The following is a 20,910-nucleotide window of genomic DNA, read 5'->3' on the forward strand; positions in this document are numbered from 1 at the left end:
GGTGGTCGAGGAGTGGGCCTGGCGGTGACAATTGCCACTTACGTGAGGCCGTACAGCGTGAGGTAGCCGATCGCTATCTGGTCACCGAAAAAAACGCCAAGCCAGGCCGCCAGGAGCATCCACGGGCCGAACGGGATGCCACTGCGGCGCTTGGCCTTGCGGGTGGCGAGCAGAACAAGCCCGAACACGCCGCCGAGCAGAAAGGCGCCGAATGCCCCCACGATCAGGGGGCCCCACCCCAGATAGCCGAGGTACAAGCCAAGCAGCCCGGCAAGTTTGACGTCACCGAGCCCCATGCCGCCGGGACTGATCAGCGCCAGGGCCAGGTAAAGACCGAACAATGCCGCCGCCCCAATGAGGGCGGTCAGCACCCGACCCGGTTCGCCGGCCAAGAGGGCGGCAGCGGTCAGTAACACGGCGGCGACCGGATAGGCCGGCAGCAGAATCTTGTTCGGCAGGGTATGAGTGTCGAGGTCGATCATGGCCAGGGCAACGCTGATCGCTGCCAGGTAGAGGAACGCCACGAGCACGATGAGCTGAATCGCGAGGGTGTTGTCGCTGGTACTGACAGCCGCCCAGCCAAAATCAACGGTCGAGAACACCCAGAGGGCGACGACCGCGAAGATGACCCCGGTGCCGAGTTCCACCATCGGGTAACGGGGCGAAATCGGCGCCTGGCAGTCGCGACATTTACCGCGCAGCACGAGCCAGCTCACAACCGGAATGTTGTCGTACGGCCGAATGCGCGCGCCGCAGCTGCTGCACGAACTCGGCGGGGAGACGATGGAGCGGCCGGCCGGTATGCGGTAGATCACCACGTTCAAAAAAGAGCCGATGAGGGCTCCCAGGATGCCGAATACCCCCGCGATAGTGCTATCCATTCAGGTCTCGAATCGAAACGCGTGCGCCGAGGTGTGCAATCGATTCGCCCGCGCCCGGTGTCATTCCCGTGGACAGGTCGACTCCGGGGATACCCACTGGTGCGTAGTGCAGCGTCGCTGTGCCGGCCATGCCGACGGTGCCACCGTAGAGTTGGCCGCGCCACTGCGCCGAAAAACCGAGGTCGATCGAGCACGGCGTGTAGAGCATGGCCGTCACGGGAGCCTGCACGATGAAGACATGTGTAATGTCCGAGTAGTCGCTGGGATTCCGGCACGTGGGCGATCCGTCAGCCGTCTCATCGGGCGAGATCAGCCATAGTTTGCGAGGCGTGGCTCCCGACGCATCGATCTGCGCGTCGAGGCCGATTTCGAATCGATCCGCAAAAATCGCCAGGTCCTGGGGCAGGCTCAGGGTCACATTATTCTCCTTCAGGAAAACGCCCTGAGGGCACTCGCGGGCGTCGATGATTCCCGGACCCGTGAATAAGTTTGCGACTGTTTGTATGTCTGCGAGCCTACAACCATGGTTCATCGTCGCCACCTGGAACCCGGGCCAATCTGTCAGGTCATAATCGACATCGACCCAGTCGGGCACAAATGGTGCCGGAGCCGGTGCTGAACCCGCTCCGGGACCGACCGCAACCGCTGTCGTGCCGCCGGTGATGACGCCGGGCCCGCTGTTGGCGAGGGACTGAGTCGTCAGGTGACCGGTGATCACGTTCGTGCTGTGGCCGATGGTCGTCTCGCCGGCAGACCAGGCGTCGTGGTCGATTTTTGCGCTGTTGATCATGCTCAGCGAACCGGCCGTGACCGAACCCTTGATCCACGCAGAAGATTCCAGCACCGTCGCCCCCGTGGTCCAGATACTGCCGTGGATGATGGTGTCGTCGATGGACTCTGCGCTCGGCGCCACGACATTGCCGCGCACCTGAGCTAAATCGTGCAGGGCGACAGGTTCGGTGGCCCAGACATCGCCGACGATCGTGCAGGTTGCCCCGACTGCAAGCCCTCCGTCCGCGATCACCAGATCGGCGTTGAGAATGCTGGTATCAGCCCTGTGGGTACTGTCACAGGACACGTTGTCGTGGCGCACCTGCACCACAGGCTCAGACCCGTCGACGGAGTTCAATTGGCTTGAACCCGCGAAGGTTCCGAAATTGTGGGAGTAGAGGGCGGAGCCTGCGCCGGCAGTGTCGGTGTCAGCCGGCACGTAGGCGTAGATCGCTTCGACCGTGCGCGCGTCGCCCGTGGTGTTGCCCCCGACACCGACATCGACAGCTTCGCCGGTCGCCAGAATTTTGACCCGAACCGCTGCCCGTGATGGGCACGCGTTGAACCAGTTGTCAGAGATGGCACTGGTGGAGTAGGAGACCGACACCGCCGCAGCCGGGCTGCTGGTGCTCCAGTTCGCCACCGTGCAGGTGTTGTTGGTCAACTTGAGAAGGGCATCGTCGATACCCGCTTCCGCCGCCGATTGCGCCTGCACTCCGGCGCGGGTCGCGCTGCTCACACCGAGAGAGTTCATGGTGGAACCAGCAACGGCGACGGTGGCCACTGCCGCCACGGCCATGAGCCCGATCACGGCGAGCATGCTGCTTCCCCGCTCGCCAGCCAGGAGAAGGAAGGCCTTGCGAACTAGAAACATGTGGGCTCCGTGGAGGGTGCCGCGCCCTGGCGGCTCGTGACTTTGGTCGACATCAACGCCGGGCTGCTGTCACCACCGGCATTGATTGTGAAGTTGACGGTGACGGCCCGGCGGTCGGGAGTGACGTCAGGGTTGAAGACGGGTTGGGCGAAGGCCGCAGACAAGCCGGTACCCAGCAGGGTCCATCCGCTCATGTCATTGGCGAGGGCGTCCGGCGTGGGGGCAACGAAGGTTTGCGGAGCCGCTGCGCGCCGGTAGAACATGGCGCCGCCGTTGGACTCGGTGTAGAACCAGGCCTGGCAGACCCGCTCGGCAGCCAGGGCTTTCGGATCGCTGCTCACGGCTGTGATCACAAAGAGCTGGTCATCGATATCGGGATTCGCGCCATCGGTGACCTGAAGCGCCGTGGCATTGCGCACACCGGAGTGTACCGACGTGGAGATCAGCTGACTGACGGCATTTGCGTCTGCGCTCTCCAGCACCTTGGCTTTAGACGTCAGGGTGTTGAGCAGCATGCCGCCCACGATGGTCAGAATGATCACGAGCAGGCTCGAATAGATGAGCAGTTCAATGAGGCTGTAACCGCCTTCACCGCGCTGTCGCCGCTGGTTCGCCCCGGTGCCCGACGCGACATCGTGCTGGTGGTGACGTGCTCTCGCAACCATGCCGAGGCCTAGCCGTTCACGAAAATGCTCGTGGTCGCTTCGGCCAGAATTTCACTGGTCGATACCTCAGTCACGAAGACGTGCACCGGCACTGTAGCCGGGTAGGTGAGTGGGCAGGTGATCGGATCGAAGCTGGGCTGCAAAGCACGGCCGTCGGGGTCGAAGGCGGCCGGCGGCGTGGCAGCGTGCGAGCGGAGCGGCGCGCAGGTTGTGCCGATGGAACGGATGTTCTCCATCTGAGTGGCGACGAGCTGGGTGGCCGAGGCGAGGGTGGTATTGGAGACCGAGACACGCAACGACGTGACGAGCATCGGCAGAAAGGCTATGGCGAGCAGGGAGAGAAGCAGCATCGACACGACGATCTCGATCATGCCAAAGCCTGCCTCGAAAGAAGATTTGGAAATGGTTGTTGAGCCACGTTGCACTAAATCTATATCCTTTCCTCTACGACCAGTCCGGGGTTGCCCGACAGTGTGCACTGGGCCCCCCGCCGGATCAAATCAACGTTTGCACCCTGCTATTCGATCTTGACGGACGCACCAGCGTCGCTAATGGTGTGCCCGTGGTTTTCCTCGCTAGCCACGTTTCCGGCTGAGCCCGGGGTCCAATAACCCGAAACTACGAAGGAGTCCTTAGTTGCAGGAGTCGCCGTTGCGCTTCCTGGAGTCCACGCGTAAAGGACTGTAATGTCCGTGCTTGCTGTGTAGCCGTCAAGAGTGGCGATGGTGATGGTCGACCCAGCTTTTCCAGTGACCAGTTCCGCAACAACGGCGGTCTTAGCGTTGGTGATCGAGGCGGCCACAGCGCTGTCCTTGGCCTTGTCCTGCTGGCCCAGGTAGATCGGGATGGCGATCGCGGCGAGAACGCCGAGAATAAGTACCACCACGAGAAGCTCGATGAGCGTGAAGCCCTTCTCCTTCTCGCCGAGGGCCGTGCGCTTATTGACCAAGGCTGTTGTGAAGAAGCGGTTCATATGTGTGTCCTTTGCGTTGTTCAGCAGGTAGCAATGCAGTGGCTTGCCCGTTTTCAAGCCTAAGTTGGCCTCCACGGTGTACCGCTGTTTTTTCGGCGGGCCGACTACCCCCAGTGGGAGTGCAGCCTAAACAGGGCTAGAACTCCTGACTGCTATTTGACATAGTCGAAAACGCTGAACATGGGCAGGTAGAGGGCCACGACCATACTGCCGATAATCACGCCAATGACGGCAATCATGAGTGGCTCGATGAGTGCGGTGAGCTGCTCAGTGGTCGACTGCACTTCCTGGTCGTAGAAATCGGCGATCTTGGTGAGCATCTGCTCGAGCGCACCGGCATCCTCTCCCACGGCGATCATCTGCGTGACCATGGCCGGAAAAATCGGCTCGAGGGCGAGCGGTGTTGCGATGGAGCGGCCCTGACTCACCGATTCCTGCACCTTGCCGAGGGCAGACTCGATGACATAGTTACCCGAGGTCTCGCCGACGATCTTGAGCGAGTGCAGTATCGGCACGCCGGCGCCGATCATGGTCGCGAAGTTGCGGCTGAACCGTGCAATGGCAAGCTTGGTGAGCAGTAGGCCGAACACGGGCAGCTTGAGCTTGAACGGGTCGACCACGCGGCGCACGGCCAGGCTGTGCTTGTTCTTGCGCCACCACACCGAGAAAACGATGACGGCAATGAGTAGTACCGGGGCCACCCAGATCATGCCGTTGGAGAGCACGACGAGCACTTGAGTGGCCGGGGGCAGGTCGCCACCGAGACCCTGGAACATCTTCTCGAAAACGGGAACGATAAAGATGAGCATCCCCACCACGGCGAGAAGCGCCATGACCAGCACGATCACCGGGTAGGCGAGCGCGCTCTTGATCGTGTCACGCAGTTTCACCTCGGACTCGAAGTTGTCGGCGATGGAGTTGAGGGCGTCTTCGAGAAAACCACCGATCTCCCCCGCGCGCACCAGGTTGATCATAATCGGCGGAAACACCACGTCGTGCTTATCGAAGGCCTCTGAGAGTGACACACCGGTCTCGACATCGCTGCGAATGACTGCGAGCACCTGGGCGAGCTGCTTATTCTCGGTCTGCCCCGAGAGGATATTCAGTGTGCGCAAAAGCGACAGCCCGGCCTGGGTCATGGTCGCCATCTGACGGCTCATCACGGCGAGGTCGGTCAGGCCGATGGGCTTCTGAAACCCCGGGATGCTCAGATCTGCGTGAAGCCTCGTGAGTTTACGGGCCGGCGCGATTGTAATGGGCGAGAGTCCCATGGTGCGCAGTTGTGAAAGCGCTGCCCGCTCCGACGCCGCGTCCATACGGCCTTTGACCACGCGGTCGCGGGAGTCCCGACTGGTGTAGCTGAAAGAGGTTTCGATGGACATCTAACGCCTCCCGGGCGAAAACGAATCGTTGAAGTCAATTTCGCCAGCGCCCAGGCGGCCCACCGGAACACCTGTCGGATCAACCCGGTGCACGAGCTGCCTGAGCACCTCGACGTCCATTGCCTTCTCCTCGGCGGCCTCACGGGTGATCTGGCCGGCGTCCACGAGTTCGGCCAGGTGCTGGTCCATGGTGTGCATGCCAAGCGATCGCCCCGACTGCAGCGCCGAAGCTATCTGGTGCGTCTTGCCTTCTCTCACGAGGTTTGCGATGGCTGCCGTGGTCACCAGAATTTCAGTCGCGACCACGCGTCCGCCGCCGATCTTGCGCACGAGTGTCTGGCAGACCACCCCGCGCAGGGTCGCCGCTAACTGCGCGCGCACTTGCGCCTGCTGGTGCGGCGGAAAAACGTCGATCATGCGGTCGATGGTCTGGGCCGCATCCTGAGTATGCAGGGTGGATAAAACGAGGTGGCCGGTCTCAGCGGCGGTTAAAGCGACCGAGATCGTCTCGAGGTCACGCAGCTCGCCAATCAATATAACGTTGGGGTCCTGGCGCAGCACGTGCTTCAGAGCGGATGCGAAGCTGTGCGTATCCTGCCCGACCTCACGCTGGCTGACCATCGCTTTCTTGCCCTCGTGAATGAACTCGATCGGGTCCTCCACCGTCACGATGTGGTCGTCTCGGGTGCGATTCACCAGGTCAACCATTGCGGCCAGGGTCGTGGTCTTGCCGGAGCCGGTGGGACCGGTGACCAGCACGAGGCCTCGCGGGAGGTGTGCAAACCGTGCCACAGATTCCGGAATACCCAGCTCGGCCAACGATTTGATCTCATTCGGAATGAGACGAAAGGCGCCACCGACCGTGTTGCGCTGCTGGTAGAAGTTGACCCGAAAGCGGGTGCTTCCCTCCGTGTGGGCGAAGTCGAGCTCGAGTTCCCGATCGAATTCCTTCCCCTGCCCGGGCGAGAGAATGCTCCTGAGAGCGGAGGCGACCTTCTCGGGCGACCAACGATCCCAACCGGGAATCGGCCGCAGAAAACCGTCAACGCGCATGCTTGGCGGTGCACCGCCGGAAATATGTAAGTCGCTCGCTCCCTCGTTCAACACGAGTCGAAGGGCCGTGAGCAGATCGGGATCGGGCATCGGCGTGCTGAATTGTGCCGATGATTCGGACCGTACAAGCCTCCTGGCACGGATATCAATGGTAGAGACGGGCGCGGCAGCGGCCGGCTCCCCATATTCGATGTCATCGGATTCCTGCACGGCATAACCGAAGTCGGGCGACCTCACTGAGGTACCTGCGCGGTCCGTCGGTGACCAACCGCGCCATCCCAGACGCTAGGAAACCACACGGAGCACCTCGTCGATCGAGGTCAGCCCGAGGGCGACCTTGGCCCAGCCGTCTTCACGCATGGTGATCATTCCCTGCTTGCGTGCCGCGGCTGCGATCTGCGCGCTCGAGGCGCGTGCCACGGTGAGCCGCTCGATTTCTTCGGACACCGTCATGACCTCGTGAATGCCGAGTCGTCCGCGGTAGCCCGTCTGCGAGCAGCTGGCGCACCCGGCGGGCTTATAGATGATGGTGCCTGTTGTGGTGGGATCGATGGCCGGACCGATCTCCGGCATGACCATAGAACGGTTCGAGACGTAACCCACCGTCGGATTGACCACAAAACCCAAAGAGGCCAGGTCGGTGCGATCATCGGGTACCTTGCAACGGTCGCACAGGCGCCGGGCCAGCCGCTGCGCCACAACGCAGTCCAGTGCCGAACCCACCAGAAACGGCTCGATACCCATCTCGATCAACCGGGTCATGGCGCTTGGCGCGTCATTGGTGTGCAGGGTCGACAGCACGAGGTGACCGGTGAGCGAGGCCTCAATGGCGATCTTTGCGGTCTCCTGGTCTCGAATCTCACCGAGTAGCACGACGTCGGGGTCTGCACGCAGAATGGAACGCAGCGCCACGGCGAAGGTAAGGCCCGCCTTGCGGTTCACCTGCACCTGGTTGACCCCGTGCATGCGGTACTCGACCGGGTCCTCGACGGTGATCACATTGATCTCCGGCCGGTTGATAGCGTGCAGTGTCGTGTAGAGGGTGGTCGACTTGCCCGAACCGGTCGGCCCGGTGACCAGAATCATGCCGTAGGGCTTGGTGTACGCCATCGCGTACTCGTTGAAGTTATCGGTGAGCAGGTTGAGGCCCTCCATACTCATCGACGAGGTCGCGTTGTCAAGAATTCGCAGAACAACCTTTTCACCCCAGACCGTGGGCAGAATGGCCACCCGCAGGTCGACCGTACGACCGTTGTGGTGCACGGACATGCGGCCATCCTGAGGTTTGCGGCGCTCGGCGATATCAAGGTCGCTCATGATCTTGATGCGCGAGGTGACGCCGCCGGCGATGGTTGACGGCGCCTTCTGCATCTCGTGCAACACGCCGTCGATGCGGTAGCGCACGCGCACGTCGTTCTCGCCGGGTTCAATGTGAATATCCGACGCTTTGTCCTGAATCGCCTGACTGACCAACAGGTTGACGAAGCGCACGATCGGTGCTGCGTCATCCGTTTCGGCAGGTGTCGTCGTGTCGTCGGGCTCCTCACTGTCGGCCGTGAGGGTGGTGCTGAGGTCGATCAGCTCGTTGTCGGCACGATGGTAGCGGGCGATGGCCGCTTGCAGATCAGACGGCTCGACGACGACCGGGCTGACCCGCATACGGGCAGCCTCGCGCACGTCGTCCACTGCGAACACGTCGCCGGGGTTGACCATGGCCACCACGAGACGACCGTCTTCGAAGCCGATGGGGAGCACATTGGCGCGGCGGCAGACGGCGGCGGGCACTTTGGCCACGGCCAGCCGGTCAACGGGATAGTCCAGCAGCTCGACAAACGGCAGGTTTTTCTGCTCGGCACGCGCCTTGGCGAACTGCAACTCGGTGATCGTGCCCACCTCGACCAGGTTGCGCACCATAGCTTCGTCAGCGCGTTCGTTCAACCGCACGGTGTCGAGCCGCTCGGTTGGGAGCAAACCGTGCACGATTAAAATTTCGGTCAGGCTGGTCACGTGTGCGCGGCTCCCCCGGGGTTCTCAGTCAGCTCAATGTGCCCCGTGGAGGCACACCGCAGTCGCGGCACGACACTGACTCCTTACGTTATCGCGGTGGGCGACGGCTGAACCCGTTCCCACCGGTGGTACCGCCCCCTATAGCGGACCCAGTTCAGGGGTAACTTTGCCCATGATGAATTCCGTGAGAGATCGTTGGTCCACCCCCGTTGCGGTCTATCTCGCGAGAGCGGGTAAATCGTTGCTTCCTAAAACAACCATTTCTCCGCGCTCGTTGATGAGAAGAAACTTCTGATCTGGCATCACTTTTATGCTGAGATTTACTCGCTTTAGTGGTCGATTCGGGTTATCATTGTGGGTGAAGGAGGCACTGACGCCATGACCCTCACCGCCCCGTCCGCTGCATCCGGCTCCGTGCCGGAACCTGAGGGTTCTCGGGTTTTCGTCATCGGTCAGGCTGGTGCATTGCTGGGCTCTGTTCTGGATGGAACACGGTTTGGTCACCTGGACGATGCTGAAGCCATCGCGGTTCTGGCGGCGTTGGAAGAACTCGGTCGCAAGGTTGATGGTGCCAGGCTACGAGCCACCACCGACATCGGCGTGCGCGCTGAGACCGACCGTGGCAACGGGTCCCTCGCCTACCAGAACGGATGCCGTAACCGGGTCGAATTCATCAGCCAACTTGCCGGTATCTCCAGCCGCGAAGCGAAACGCCGTCTGAAGCTGGGCGAAACCGTCGTGGAACGCACGCCGATGGGCCTGCCCGTACCAGCGCGGTACGCGGTCATCGCCGAAGGCCTGGTCAGCGGCGACCTCGGCCTGGAATCGGCAGAGATCATCGCCGGCACCCTCACCGCCCTGCATGGAAAAGTTCTGCAGGATGACCTTGACCATGTGGAACGTGCCCTGGTCGCCTCCGCGACCGGAGCGATCACCCCGGAAACTGCCGGACTACCCGGCGCCGGCATCCGCTTCGCGCCTGACCTGCTGCGGGCGCAAGCCTTGGAGTGGCAGGGCCGGCTCGATCCCGACGGCGCCGCCCCCAACGACGACATCGTCGAAGCGAGAAGTACGTTGACGTTCGGGCTGCTGCGCCACGGCTTATACCCGCTGCGCGCCGATGTCACTCCGGAGCTGCGCGGCATCATGGACACCCTCTTCGACACCTACCTGTCGGCCCGGTCTCGCACGCCACGGTTCGAACCCACCACACCCCTCACCGACAGCAACAGTGAGTTAGACGGTCTTCACATCGACGACACGAGCGTGGACGGTGAGCGACTCAGTGCCGACCCGTTCAGTGCCGACCCGTTCAGTGCCGACCGGTTCAGTGCCGACCCGTTCACCGGCGATTCCCGCTACGACGGCGACTCCCGCACTGCCGGTGAGAAACGCGCCGACATCCTCCGCTTCGTGTTCGAAGCGGCCGCGCGCGATCCGAAGACCCCCGCGATGGGCGGCGCCGCCCCCACCGTCATGATCCACATCAACGCCACCGACCTCAAACACGAACGCGGCGTCGGCTGGATCGACGGCGTCGACGCCCCCATCTCGTTTCGCCGGGTAACAGAAGCCATCTGCGCCGGCGGCGCCCAACACGTCATCTTCGGCACCACCGGCAACATCCTCCACCTCGGCGACACCGTCCGCTGCTTCACCCCCAAACAACGCGCCGCGATATCCGCCCGCGACGAAAGCTGCATCATCCCCGGCTGCACCATCCCCGCCCGCTGGAGCGAAATCCACCACGTCATCCCCTGGCACCAACACGGCCCCACCAACATCGACAACGGCGTCAATCACAAATACGACCGCACGGTGCTCTCGCGGCGTAGCTTGATATCGTTTGCGAGGAGGCGTAAATGGCGCGAGTTGCACAATCAGATGATGAGCTACGACAACATCTTCGAGAACAGATTCAATTCTTACGCGACAGTTGCGTGCGGTTCGATGAAGGCAAGACTGCGTACGCGAAGCAAGCCAGCTTGAACTTACGAGTCCTGCTACATGACACGGGAGCAAGCCACTCGCTCCTGGGCCTTCTCGGTTTAAAAGCCCAAATGCGATTCTTGGATACTGCGGGACAGATGCTGGAGTCGAACCTTGCCACGTCGGCCAATCTGGTGACCATGCGCATGACAATTGTGGATGAGTCTGGAAATGTCGAGCCAGGCTATGTCCCAGTGCTCGACGACTATCAGCATCGTACCCATCTGAACCGACCCACTGCCTTCGGTAAGACTCGCGAGCCAGCGGCAGGGCGAGCGCTGGCTTTCGACGATTGGTGGGGTCTTAGCGTTGTGCGGGATGACGCCAGAAACGATTTCTCACGTCGCCAGCTAGTTCTTGCACTCTGCAATCAAGATGGCGGCGGCCACATCGATCCGGAAGTTGACGCGGCATACCATCGACTCTCGCGCAGCAACTCGCTCGGATATGCCGCTTTCGGAGGAGGGAATGAGACTGCTTTCGGCTCGCCTGTTCCTGGATCTATACGCCAAATTGCGCATGAGGTACTGAGGTCGATACCGCGTTCCTGGGGCTGACCCCGAACAGGCCAAGACCCCGAACGCGTCAAACCGTGAATACGACCCCAGGCAATGCGAGCTACAAGCGAAGAGTGAGTCCTTCTATGTCGGGCGGGGCACCGTTTACGTCGCCGTCCATTAGCGCGTCCATCTCGTAGGCGAGCCGCAAAACCTGTTCCGTAAATCGCGCCACGTCCAGTGCACTTTCCATTGTGACCGGCGCGATCTCGTGGTTTGCATCGTTCCCCACGTCCTTTATGCGGTCCACCCATGGGCGCATCTTCTTAGTTATGACTTCGGCATCTTCTAGAGATTTCACAGCCTCGGTGTAAGTGGGGGCTCTGTCTTTGTCGTTCTTCGCAGGTAATCCGTTGTCCACCGCGATATGGAATAGAAGCTTCCGACACAGCATGACAGCTGCAGTGGGCGCCGCTACTGCGAGGCATCTGCGCACTTCGGCCCAGATGCTGAGTTCCGAGCCAGTTACGCCCTGCGGATTCGAGAGCGGCGCGATGGCAGGTGAAACGGACCCGAAGTTGTTCACCTGCCCGAGTCCGCAGTTTCCGCATCGATACCACGCTTGGCCGGTATCCGTGTGGGCCAGAACGATCATCTGAGTACCGCCACATTGCGCGCACCCTGATAGGGCAAGCGCCTCGGAGTCGGTGCGGTCGTAACGACTATGTGTGGCTGTGATCACGTGCAGGTTATTCAGTGCGTGTCCCACGGCTATTCCTCGACTTCTTCGGCAATTTCTTCGGCAAGGTGCGCTCTGTTGCACTTGATACAGAGCGCCCGAGCGTTTGCTAACGAAGTCGGACCTCCTTCTGAATGCCACACGATGTGATCGCCGTCCATGTCGTCCAGGTTTTCGAGATCCACTCGACAGGATTGGCACTTCTTCCCTGCAAAATGCCAAAGCACCCATCTCTCCTCGAGTGTGAAGGCCCGCCTCGGGTCCAAGAGCTCAACCTCCGGGTTTGCACGCAGGAAACGCTTGGTCAGGATTTCTACGCGGGATTTCATACTTCCCGCATCGTTCGTTCCCTGCTGCGTTAATCTCCCGTACTCAGAAAGCTCCGCATCGCGATGGTCTTCGTCGCGGGTCAGGTTCGTGGCTCTCTCCAACCTGAACTCTGTCAGGAAGCTCTTCATGCGAGCTTTCAGGTCAGATGCGCCATAACGGTCGAGGATCTGGCGGCAAAACAAGAACATGAGCTGCGGGTACGATTGCTTGGAGAGTTCCAGATCGGCTCGGTCAAATACAGGCTCGATTGCCCGAAGTTGAGCTTTCACGGCGTCCATCAGCCGGGTGGATTCAGTGAGGCTGAGAGCCGCGTTGTCGGCCACGAACGCGTCGAGGTACTTCTTCTTCAGATCCACATATCCGAGCCCACCAGACCGGCGAAGCTGTTGTTCCAGATAAAGCAGCTTGCACGCCACCTCATAGTGGGAGTAGCGAGTGTTCGCGAACTTCAATTTTTCGGTAAAGAACCTCTCGGTAGCGAGGCTTCTAATCATTTCGTTCATTTTACCGCGCAAAGCGTTCCTGCTCTCAGCAGCGTTCAACTTCTCGCCGTTGTTGAGACGCGAGAACAACTCCTCGATTTCGTCCTCGTCAGCCGTGTGAATCAGCACCACGTCAAGTGAGTTCTCTTTAATAATTTCTTTAGTCGCCTCGGCCAACTCTGAGAACTTCTGACCAGGACGGGGCGGGTCAGAGCAAGGGATACCCGAATAGGAGAAGTCTTCCGCGAACTCAAGATTGCCGTCAATGAACGTGAGGAGTGTCGAGACCCGCTGTTTGCCGTCAACAACGGCGTACTCGAACCCACCGCGGTTGGGATCTACCTTGTGCATATAGATCTTCGGGATGTCGTATCCATTTACGACAGAATCGATGAAGAGCTGCTGTTTAGCTTTGGACCAAATGCCATCCTCGCGTTGGTATAACGGTTTCATGTTGGTCAGGTTTCTCTCGCGGTTGAACCGTGCCAGAGTGAAGTCTTCTCGCGTGCATCGCATAGAAGCCAGGATAGGGCGCGCCGCACTACTTGCGGGACACGTCGGAGGCGCGCTGAAGGCGCGCCCCTTTACTTGAATAAGCAACGTAACTCGGGAGCCCGGTAGGGCTACCGAGGGCAAGTGATCGATCGCCGTAGGCGAGCGATTACGCGGCAGCTGCGGAATGTCCGCTTCATCGTGTATACATGAGATTGCATGAGCGAACTGCGCGAGAGTCTTCGCGCGGTTGAGCCGCGGATCAACGGAGGCCTCCCAGCTTTCCACCGCAAAAATAAATTTGTAGAGGGACCCCAGCTGGGAGGGGTCGAGCGACGCTAACTGGCCAGCGCCCGTCGCTCATTGGGCAGCACTTTATGGACACGGCCTTCCATATTCGTGCGCGCTCACAAAGGCCTCCATGCCCAAGCTCTTTTACGACCCCAGCATCATTCCACTAGTGCGCCCCGACTCCGGCTGGCGTTTCACGTTGTACCCGGAGGCGGGAGAGGGCGGCGGTTCTTTCCATTCGTCGGTGCGGCGGTTGCCGAGTTATGTCTCGCGCGGTTTTGCGAAGGACCCGGAGCGATCGGCGGCCGAAGCGGGGCGACGCGCTCGGGCCAAGCTGCGGCGGTACTGCTCGGCGAATCGGCTCAACCGGCTCGGCACGCTCACCTTTCGCGGTGAGGGATGCCACGACCCAGAGATGCTGCGGCTGCACCTGGGCGAATTCTTCCGTACGTTGCGGTCCTCCCTCGGCGGGAAGGCATTCCCGTATGCGTGGGTGCCGGAGTGGCACAAGTCCGGCCACGGCCTGCACGCGCACTTCGCGGTAGGCCGTTTCATCAAACGGTCACTTATCGAAGCGGCGTGGGGCCGCGGCTTCGTGCACATCAAGCTGCTCGGCGACCTTCCGGTCGGGTCCACCAATCTGTCGGAAGCGCGCATCGCCGCAGGCTACCTGTCGAAGTATGTCGCGAAGTCCTTCGCGGACCCCACCGTTCGGGTTCTGGGTCTGCACCGCTACGACGTGGCCCAGAACTTCCGGCCGCGGCCGGTCGCTCTGTCGGGAATATCGCCTGAAAACGTGCTTCAGCAGGCGTCCACGGTGCTGCATGCCGCGCCGTCAGTGGAGTGGGCGTCGTCCTCAGTCGAGGACTGGCAAGGACCACCCTGCATCTGGGCGCAGTGGGGCCGGTGAGTCGTGATCGATAGAGCGGCATTGCGCGCGTGGTTAGAGGCCACCTGCGCGGTGCAAGGGGTTCCGGTTGCGGTGACTGATGCCGGGGTTGTTTCCCGGGTTGGCGTGCTGTTGAGAGGGCGGGACGGTGCGGGGCAGCCGCGGAGCGGCGACCGCAACGCCCGCCTCTCACAGCTGCCAGCTGGGAATGATCCGGTTGTAGTCCACGCTCCGGGCACCTAGGACGCCCGGGAGAATCGTCGCCGTGTCCAGCACCGCCCGCACGATAGCAACCTGACGGTCCAGGTTGAGCGTGTCCCAACTGGCGGTCAGGTGTTCTCCCTGGCCCACGAGGGCGTCGAGGGTGTTGGCCCCGGCAATTTGGTTCATCTGCTTCTCGGCGTTGTTCGCTCTCGCTTCCAAAGGCATGCGGGCGGCCATCCACTCGGGCTTCGATATCTCTCCGCCCGCCCACATCTCTGAGAGTTCATTCATCTTCGACTGCGCAGTCTGCAACTCCGTTAGCAAGGCGGCCTGCCGGTCGTTGGTGTCGGCGCGCCCGGTGAGGACGTCATCCATCGCGGGCGTGTCCAAGCGCATCAGCACAGCCGCGGCGATCCACTCTTCCACCGGTTGAGCGACAATCGTCAGCCGTCCGCAGCCGCGATGATCTGGTCCGGACAGGCACACGTAGCGGCGTCGATCACGCCGAATCGAACTGTAGAGCCGATTTCCGCAGTTGCCACAGCGCAGCATTCCCGACAGTAGATAGCTGCGCGGCGCTCGACGCCCGGACACCTTCTTCGTCTGGAAGAGCGCCTGAATCTGGTGGTGTTGGGCCACGCTGATAATCGCCGGCCATGCCGCCGGGCCCGCTGCTTCGCCGTGATGGTCCCGCAGGCCCGCGATCCGCCCGGACAGAAGAATCTGCCGCAGCGTCGGCGTGCGCCACCCCTCCGCGGCCGCAGTCGTCGGGACCTCCTCAGCGGTCATCCACGACACCAGAGAACGCACCGACTCGCCAGCCAGAAAACGCTGCACAAGCGTTCGGATGATCTCGGCCTCCGACTCGCGCACCGTGATCCGGTCGTTCTCGTAGCCGAAGGGACGCTGTGCTCCACCGTTGGGTTTTCCCTGCTCGACGTTCTGTTGAATCTTGCGCTTGATGCGCTCGGACTTCCGCGCCGACTCGTTCGCGGCAACAGCAGCTGTGATCCGGGCGACGAGCATCCCGTTATCGTTGCCGAAGTCGATGTCAGATGTGACCGTCGCCAGGTTCTGCACGCCCGCCTGGTCGCAGAGTTCCACAAACTGCTCCCACTCCATCGGGCGGCGGGTCAATCGGTCCTGATGGTAGGCGACGATCGCGTCACGTCTGCCCGCGCGGATGTCCTCGCACATGCGCTCGTAGGACGGCCGGGCCTTGCTCCGGAACGCTGAGATATCGTTGTCGATGTATTCCTCAGCGACGGTCCAGCCCCGCTCCGCGGCGAGCTTCCGGCAGTCTTCCAACTGGCGCTGCACTCCCAACCCCATCCCGGTCTGGTCGGAGGAAATCCGTGCATAAATCGCTGCCGTGCGGATGATCTTCATAGGGGTCACATTAGCGTTGTGTGTGCAACGGCGTCCTCCTCTGCTGGTTCCACCACCACACCATCAACACCAACGGATGGACAATCCGCATGATCAACGGCAAACCCCAAATACGCGGCCCACTCCTCTGGGACCCCACCCAAACCTGGCGCCCCGCCCACACCCACCGCGCCAACACCCCCAGCCCAGAACCACCCTGGCGCCGCTAAGCCCTGGCGCCCTGCTACCAGAGCGATCCAGTTCCGCTATCTGAAAATAGCGAAGCTTCTAGGCGACGAGATTTCTGCGCGATAGATTCCGCGTGCGCGCAACGGTCGACCTGCCAGCCCAGCGCCCGCTGGAGCCCGGGCTGGTGCTCGGCAGACAGAAGCCCGTGGACTAAGACCCGTGGGGCTAGAGCCCGCGGGCGCGCAGCGCCTGCTGCACGAGAGGGTCGGGCGACTGCGCCAACCAGGCGAGCAGGTCGGGGTAAGCACTCCGATTGCCCGCAAGTTGCGGCCAAACCTCCGGGTGGTTCTGCGCCAGGTCGTAAAACTTGGCGGCCGAGGTGTTCGGGTCAGCGGCCGCCAGACTGGCCGCGCTAGGTGCTGCGATGATTACTGCGACTGGCACGGCGACAGGCGCCGGAGGAGCTGGCGGTGCCGTTCGGGGCGGTGGCGGCGAAACGGGAACGGCGACTGGCATTTGGGGCGCGGTGGCTGGAACGACGGGCGCCGTGGCATCCGTTGGAGTGATCGGTGCGGCAACCGGTGCGGCAGCATAGCCGGTGTAGGCCGCCTGGGCCTGGGCCCGAACCGGGCCGTACTGCGTGAAGTAGCTGCGAACGGATGCCGGCACGGTCAGCGCGTAGAACACCAGCGCGGGCAGTCCGAAGGCCAGGGCGAGGCTCAGCATAGCCGCGGTGCTCAGGATGACCAGGGAGAAGGATGCGTATTCCGCGCCGTGGAACAGCCAGGAGTAGGGCTTGCTCAGATTGCCGTCGGTGATGGTTTGCCCGCGCAGCACGACGAAAACGATGCCGAGCACGGTGATGAGGCCGGTGATGAGTCCGGTGAGGCCGAGTGCCAGCCACTGGCTGCCGGCCGGGGTTGACCGCAGGGTTGTGCGGGCGATAATGGCCACAACGATGATGATCGAGAGCACGATCGTGGCGCCGATGTTCAGCCCGGTAGCACCGGTACTGGCACCGCTGCCGATGAGGTTCGCGATGACCAGCAGCACGCTCATCCCGGCGGTGCCGATGATGAGCACGAGCGTGAGTGAAGCTACGAAGGCGCGGGCTGCGGCGTCGCTGACTGCTGCTGGGGGGCGTTCGGGTCGAAAGTCATCTGAGTCCGCTGTTTTCGTTCTGGATTCTTGTCACTGTCTCGCGAGGTTGTCACTGGTAGAGCCGGTCGAGCTTGCCGTCCTGGCTGAGTCGCACCACGTTCCCTGCAGCGATGCCGGCCACGTCGGCTACGGTGCGCATGGGGCTGACGAACCATCCGCTCTTCTCCTGCACGGCGAGAACCCGCCAGCTACCGGCACCGAGTTCCTTCATCCAGGAAGCATCGTCGAGGCATCCCGCGAACGACGAGTAACCGGAATCCGTGGTGACACAGACCCCGGAGAATTCGCTGCGGTATGGCCAGTTGTAGCCGTCGCCCTCGATCACGATGCTGTCGATGTCGAGTTGAGCGGTGTCGCCGTTGACCTGTGGGGTCACCGAAAAGTCGGTAATCTGCAGGTTGTCGTAGTCGCCGTCACCATCGGTGGCCCGGAGTCGCGCCGGCAGCCTCGAACGTAGCAGCGACACAGGGGACCGCTGCGGTGGGTGTGACTTCGGCGGGCGCAGGCATCACGGGAGTGATAGTGCCGAGCTGAAGCATCCACTCAATCAGGGCCGGGTAGCACGACGGGTTCCCGGCGATGACCGGGTGCAACTCGTGGTGGGCGGCGGCAATTTCCGCGAGCCGGATTTGCGGGGTCGCCGGGTCGGCGGCTTCCCGGTGCAAGGGCAAGGTGGAATCTGTCACGAGAGTAAAGCTCCTAGCGTGTCGGTGCGTGCTTACGGGTGCAGCATGGGGTGGCGATCAAACGAGGCGCGATCACCACGTGAAAATCGTGAAAACGGTGTACGCAGCGGCTGCGAGCACGACCAGAACGGTGCTCGAGATGATCGCCGTCAGCGTGAATCGGCGACGGCGACGTTTTGTGACTTCGGCACGCTCGCGAATCTCGGCGGCCGCGTCAGCCAGACGGAGCCGGGCCAGGTCGGGCAGCACGTCGGGTATTGACACCGGGGCCTGCGGCGAAATAATCGTCGGAGTTGGCCGCGCCGCATAGCGCACACTCGCACCGCTCTGCACTTGCGGCGGCTGGTATCGGCGTTGCAGGGAATCAACGACCGGAGTGTGCACGGGGGCGGTCGCCCGCCGCTGGCTCAACAGCGTGTCGGTGGCCGTGCTGCCCCTGGAGGACTGCACTGTAGCCTCATCGACCTGGTCGGCAGTCGGGTCATCCTCGTGCGGCGTGTCCGCAGAATCCCCGGCCTCGGTGGGGGGCTGCCGCACCACGCGGCGGGTGTGATCGTCATTCGCGCGCCGCACAATACGCGTATGTTCGTCTGCAGTTCGCTCAACGATGACGGTGTCGTCAATGTCGGGCCCAGCGACCCCTGTTGGTTCAGCGGGCCGCATTACGAGCCACTCGTTGCACCGGTCGGGTGTCTTCGGTGCGGGTGTCGGACTGGTCGTCGCCGACCGGGACGCCGTGCCACGAACTGACCCCGCCGGCGATGACATCGATCACGATCACGGAAACGTTATCGCGTCCGCCGTGTTCGAGGGCGCCGGCGAGCAGCGCATCCGCCGTCTGCTGGGTGCCACCGCCGAGGGTCAATCCGGCCTTGATAGCCTCGTCGGAAAGCTCGCCGTTGAGCCCGTCGGAACACACCAGCAGGCGTTCGCCGGTCACGACCGGGCGCAGCCAATAGTCGGCATTGCTGTTGTCGGCGCCCATCGCGCGAGTGATGACATTTTTTCGCGCGAAGTTGGCGACATCCGCTTTCAAAAGTGAACCGTCGTCGATGAGTTCCTGAGCCAAAGAATGGTCGACGGTGAGCTGCTGAAACTCGCCGCCGTGCAGGCGGTACACGCGCGAGTCGCCGACGTTCACGATGAGCCATTGCGGGAAATCTTCGTGGTCGATGAGCACCAGCCCGGCGAGGGTGCTGCCCGCGCCCCGCCCGGTCGAATCCGACACGGCGCGAACCCGGGTGTGCGCGCGCAGAACCGCAGCCACGACGTCGTCGGCCGCAACACCGACGCGGCCGACGCAAGCCTGGAATTCAGCGATCACGGCCAAGCTGGCTCGCTGTCCGGCTTCGAGCCCGCCCATGCCGTCGGCGACGATGAACACCGGTTGGGACGCGAGCAGCGAGTCTTCATTCTCATGTCGTTTGCGGCCGATATCTGTGCGGGAGCCGCACTGCAGCGACACCCCGGCACTGTTCGCTCGAGGGTCAGGGAGATACGCCATAGCTCAGGCCTCCAGGTAGATGCGCGCCGCGAGTTCCCCTAAAAGGAACCGATCGGTCAGGGGCGCACTCGCACCCGCATCGAGCTCATTTTCAAAGCCTCCGCCATCGATGAGCACGACACCGTTGGTCGAGTGCAAGTCGCTGATACCCCACGCTCCATCGACAAAATCCAGGCGGGCGTGGGTCTTCGACACCGTCTTGCCCGGGTCATGCAGTGGAACTAACTGTGCGTCTAAGTGTGCCCCGCCTCGCGCGGGGTTGCGGCCGAGCAGCACTACCGGTTTGGTGAGTGAGACTTTCAGCCCATGTTCGGTTTCGAGCGTCCACGGCTTCATACGACGCACGACGATCATGGTCTCATCGTCGTCCTCGGATTCGTCTTCAGCTACGTCACTGGCGTGTGCTGCGCGGGGTATGACCGCGGAAACCTGCGCGGCAACTGCGACCGGAAACACTGGGGGGAACGGTGCCGGGACCGGTGCCGAAGCCGGTGCCGAAGCCGGTGCCGGCACCTGGACCGGTGCGGCAACTGCCCTGGCAGCCATCAACGCAGCAGCAGCCGCGAGCTCACCTGGCAAGGCAATTGGGAGTTCGGCGGCCAGTGATTCGCGGGGCACAGCAGCGAACGGTGCAGTGCTGGCCTGAACGATCGGCGCCGGCGGAGCCCATGGATTCACCGGCGCGGCGACCGGTGCAGAGATGACCGAAAGCGCGGGCGGTGCGGGCGGTGCGGAGACGACCGAAGGCGCCGGCGGTGCGGCGACGACCGGCGGCGCAGGAACAACGGCCGGGGCCGACAACACCGGCGAGGCGGGGGTTGGAGCCGGGGCCGGAGGCACGCTCACGTAGAACGGCGGCGGACCGCTGGGCAGGCCGTGCGGAACCGCAGGCGCGAGCGGGGCGGCCGCTGTGGTCGCCGGAAAGGCTGCTGGCGGGGCCGGGGGAAGTAGCGCAACGGCAAGCTGAGCGGGCACGTTTGGCGGCGCAGGCGACGCGGGCGGTGCAGGCGGCCTCGGTGTCAGCACGTGGTGGCCGGCCGGTGCGGGAGCCGCCGGCGGTGCCGGCGGCATCGATAGCGGCGTCACCGGGGCGAACGGAACGTACCCGGTCGCGGGGATCCCCGGCATCCAGCCGGTGTCGACGGACTTCCCGAACCCGAGCACACAGGCCCAGATGGGACTGCTGACCAGGTAGAGCAGGGTGAAGCCGCCGCCGCGGCCGAGACGCCGGTTGACGTTGTTGACCGCCAGCACGAGCACGACGAGGGCCACTACGTTCGCGACGGGGATAAAGAGGCCCACCACCCACAGGGCTGAATAGCGGCCGAGTTCATACAGGGTGATGCTGTTGATGATCGGCAGCCAGCCCTTCCAAGCTTGTTCTCCAAGCTTCACAAAGACTTTACCGAGACCGATCGACGAGAAGACGTACACTCCGAGACTGACCAGCACAGCGACCGCGATTATCGTGATCATAGCTCCA

Annotated in this window: 19 protein-coding genes; 2 read left to right on the forward strand and 17 right to left on the reverse strand. The window is 62.6% G+C overall.

Annotation, left to right across the window (positions count from 1 at the left end):
- Positions 1–38: 38 nt before the first annotated feature.
- The 8 genes from E3T38_RS03700 to E3T38_RS03735 form a co-directional block, all read right to left on the reverse strand.
- The gene (locus E3T38_RS03700) at positions 39–881 is read right to left on the reverse strand and encodes an A24 family peptidase (protein ID WP_134546240.1); all 843 of its coding nucleotides are present in this window, start codon (positions 879–881) and stop codon (positions 39–41) included.
- On the reverse strand, positions 874–2,526 hold the full coding sequence (locus E3T38_RS03705; RefSeq protein ID WP_134546242.1) for a polymer-forming cytoskeletal protein: 1,653 nt from the start codon (positions 2,524–2,526) through the stop codon (positions 874–876). The genes E3T38_RS03700 and E3T38_RS03705 overlap by 8 nt, the downstream gene beginning before the upstream one ends.
- A complete protein-coding gene (locus tag E3T38_RS03710) occupies positions 2,517–3,191 on the reverse strand; it encodes a hypothetical protein (protein WP_134546244.1) in 675 nt (224 codons plus the stop codon). The genes E3T38_RS03705 and E3T38_RS03710 overlap by 10 nt, the downstream gene beginning before the upstream one ends.
- An 8-nt stretch (positions 3,192–3,199) precedes the next feature.
- The gene (locus E3T38_RS03715) at positions 3,200–3,562 is read right to left on the reverse strand and encodes a hypothetical protein (RefSeq protein ID WP_104200482.1); all 363 of its coding nucleotides are present in this window, start codon (positions 3,560–3,562) and stop codon (positions 3,200–3,202) included.
- A gap of 146 nt (positions 3,563–3,708) precedes the next feature.
- Positions 3,709–4,164, reverse strand: a complete 456-nt coding sequence (locus E3T38_RS03720) for a prepilin-type N-terminal cleavage/methylation domain-containing protein (RefSeq protein ID WP_134546246.1) — start codon at positions 4,162–4,164, stop codon at positions 3,709–3,711.
- A gap of 152 nt (positions 4,165–4,316) precedes the next feature.
- Positions 4,317–5,546: a type II secretion system F family protein gene (locus E3T38_RS03725; protein WP_134546248.1), complete on the reverse strand. Its 1,230-nt coding sequence runs from the start codon at positions 5,544–5,546 to the stop codon at positions 4,317–4,319.
- Positions 5,547–6,836, reverse strand: coding sequence for a type IV pilus twitching motility protein PilT (locus tag E3T38_RS03730; protein ID WP_304562062.1), 1,290 nt, complete (start codon positions 6,834–6,836; stop codon positions 5,547–5,549).
- A gap of 48 nt (positions 6,837–6,884) precedes the next feature.
- Complete coding sequence (locus E3T38_RS03735; RefSeq protein ID WP_134546250.1) at positions 6,885–8,606, reverse strand: GspE/PulE family protein; 1,722 nt, start codon at positions 8,604–8,606, stop codon at positions 6,885–6,887.
- A 378-nt stretch (positions 8,607–8,984) separates the two neighbouring features.
- On the opposite strand from E3T38_RS03735, the gene E3T38_RS03740 reads away from it, so the two are divergent.
- On the forward strand, positions 8,985–10,595 hold the full coding sequence (locus E3T38_RS03740) for an HNH endonuclease signature motif containing protein (protein ID WP_134546251.1): 1,611 nt from the start codon (positions 8,985–8,987) through the stop codon (positions 10,593–10,595).
- Positions 10,596–11,213: 618 nt separating this feature from the next.
- Here the strand turns inward: E3T38_RS03740 and E3T38_RS03745 are convergent.
- Complete coding sequence (locus E3T38_RS03745) at positions 11,214–11,861, reverse strand: DUF4145 domain-containing protein (protein ID WP_134546253.1); 648 nt, start codon at positions 11,859–11,861, stop codon at positions 11,214–11,216.
- A 2-nt stretch (positions 11,862–11,863) separates the two neighbouring features.
- Complete coding sequence (locus E3T38_RS03750; protein ID WP_166805403.1) at positions 11,864–13,096, reverse strand: DUF262 domain-containing protein; 1,233 nt, start codon at positions 13,094–13,096, stop codon at positions 11,864–11,866.
- Between the two features lie 460 nt (positions 13,097–13,556).
- On the opposite strand from E3T38_RS03750, the gene E3T38_RS03755 reads away from it, so the two are divergent.
- Complete coding sequence (locus tag E3T38_RS03755) at positions 13,557–14,336, forward strand: hypothetical protein (RefSeq protein WP_134546257.1); 780 nt, start codon at positions 13,557–13,559, stop codon at positions 14,334–14,336.
- A 168-nt stretch (positions 14,337–14,504) separates the two neighbouring features.
- Here E3T38_RS03755 and E3T38_RS03765 read toward each other — a convergent pair whose 3' ends face one another.
- The 7 genes from E3T38_RS03765 to E3T38_RS03795 form a co-directional block, all read right to left on the reverse strand.
- Positions 14,505–15,908: a recombinase family protein gene (locus tag E3T38_RS03765; protein WP_134546261.1), complete on the reverse strand. Its 1,404-nt coding sequence runs from the start codon at positions 15,906–15,908 to the stop codon at positions 14,505–14,507.
- Positions 15,909–16,301: 393 nt separating this feature from the next.
- A complete protein-coding gene (locus tag E3T38_RS03770) occupies positions 16,302–17,159 on the reverse strand; it encodes a hypothetical protein (protein ID WP_134546263.1) in 858 nt (285 codons plus the stop codon).
- Positions 17,160–17,286: 127 nt separating this feature from the next.
- Positions 17,287–17,703, reverse strand: coding sequence for a hypothetical protein (locus E3T38_RS03775; RefSeq protein WP_166805404.1), 417 nt, complete (start codon positions 17,701–17,703; stop codon positions 17,287–17,289).
- The gene (locus tag E3T38_RS03780) at positions 17,651–17,923 is read right to left on the reverse strand and encodes a hypothetical protein (RefSeq protein ID WP_134546267.1); all 273 of its coding nucleotides are present in this window, start codon (positions 17,921–17,923) and stop codon (positions 17,651–17,653) included. The genes E3T38_RS03775 and E3T38_RS03780 overlap by 53 nt, the downstream gene beginning before the upstream one ends.
- Positions 17,924–17,995: 72 nt before the next feature.
- Positions 17,996–18,463: a hypothetical protein gene (locus tag E3T38_RS03785; RefSeq protein ID WP_134546268.1), complete on the reverse strand. Its 468-nt coding sequence runs from the start codon at positions 18,461–18,463 to the stop codon at positions 17,996–17,998.
- A 109-nt stretch (positions 18,464–18,572) separates the two neighbouring features.
- Positions 18,573–19,388, reverse strand: a complete 816-nt coding sequence (locus tag E3T38_RS03790) for a PP2C family serine/threonine-protein phosphatase (protein WP_241984271.1) — start codon at positions 19,386–19,388, stop codon at positions 18,573–18,575.
- A gap of 42 nt (positions 19,389–19,430) precedes the next feature.
- Positions 19,431–20,903: a DUF5684 domain-containing protein gene (locus tag E3T38_RS03795; protein ID WP_134546272.1), complete on the reverse strand. Its 1,473-nt coding sequence runs from the start codon at positions 20,901–20,903 to the stop codon at positions 19,431–19,433.
- Positions 20,904–20,910: the final 7 nt, after the last annotated feature.

Source organism: Cryobacterium sp. Hb1 (assembly GCF_004403585.1).
Lineage (GTDB): Bacteria > Actinomycetota > Actinomycetes > Actinomycetales > Microbacteriaceae > Cryobacterium > Cryobacterium lyxosi.

Coding starts and splice junctions, on each gene's coding strand:
- E3T38_RS03700 (WP_134546240.1), bottom strand. CDS start 881: ATGGATAGCACTATCGCGGGGGTATTCGGCATCCTGGGAGCCCTCATC.
- E3T38_RS03705 (WP_134546242.1), bottom strand. CDS start 2,526: ATGTTTCTAGTTCGCAAGGCCTTCCTTCTCCTGGCTGGCGAGCGGGGA.
- E3T38_RS03710 (WP_134546244.1), bottom strand. CDS start 3,191: ATGGTTGCGAGAGCACGTCACCACCAGCACGATGTCGCGTCGGGCACC.
- E3T38_RS03715 (WP_104200482.1), bottom strand. CDS start 3,562: ATGATCGAGATCGTCGTGTCGATGCTGCTTCTCTCCCTGCTCGCCATA.
- E3T38_RS03720 (WP_134546246.1), bottom strand. CDS start 4,164: ATGAACCGCTTCTTCACAACAGCCTTGGTCAATAAGCGCACGGCCCTC.
- E3T38_RS03725 (WP_134546248.1), bottom strand. CDS start 5,546: ATGTCCATCGAAACCTCTTTCAGCTACACCAGTCGGGACTCCCGCGAC.
- E3T38_RS03740 (WP_134546251.1), top strand. CDS start 8,985: ATGACCCTCACCGCCCCGTCCGCTGCATCCGGCTCCGTGCCGGAACCT.
- E3T38_RS03750 (WP_166805403.1), bottom strand. CDS start 13,096: ATGAAACCGTTATACCAACGCGAGGATGGCATTTGGTCCAAAGCTAAA.
- E3T38_RS03755 (WP_134546257.1), top strand. CDS start 13,557: ATGCCCAAGCTCTTTTACGACCCCAGCATCATTCCACTAGTGCGCCCC.
- E3T38_RS03765 (WP_134546261.1), bottom strand. CDS start 15,908: ATGAAGATCATCCGCACGGCAGCGATTTATGCACGGATTTCCTCCGAC.
- E3T38_RS03795 (WP_134546272.1), bottom strand. CDS start 20,903: ATGATCACGATAATCGCGGTCGCTGTGCTGGTCAGTCTCGGAGTGTAC.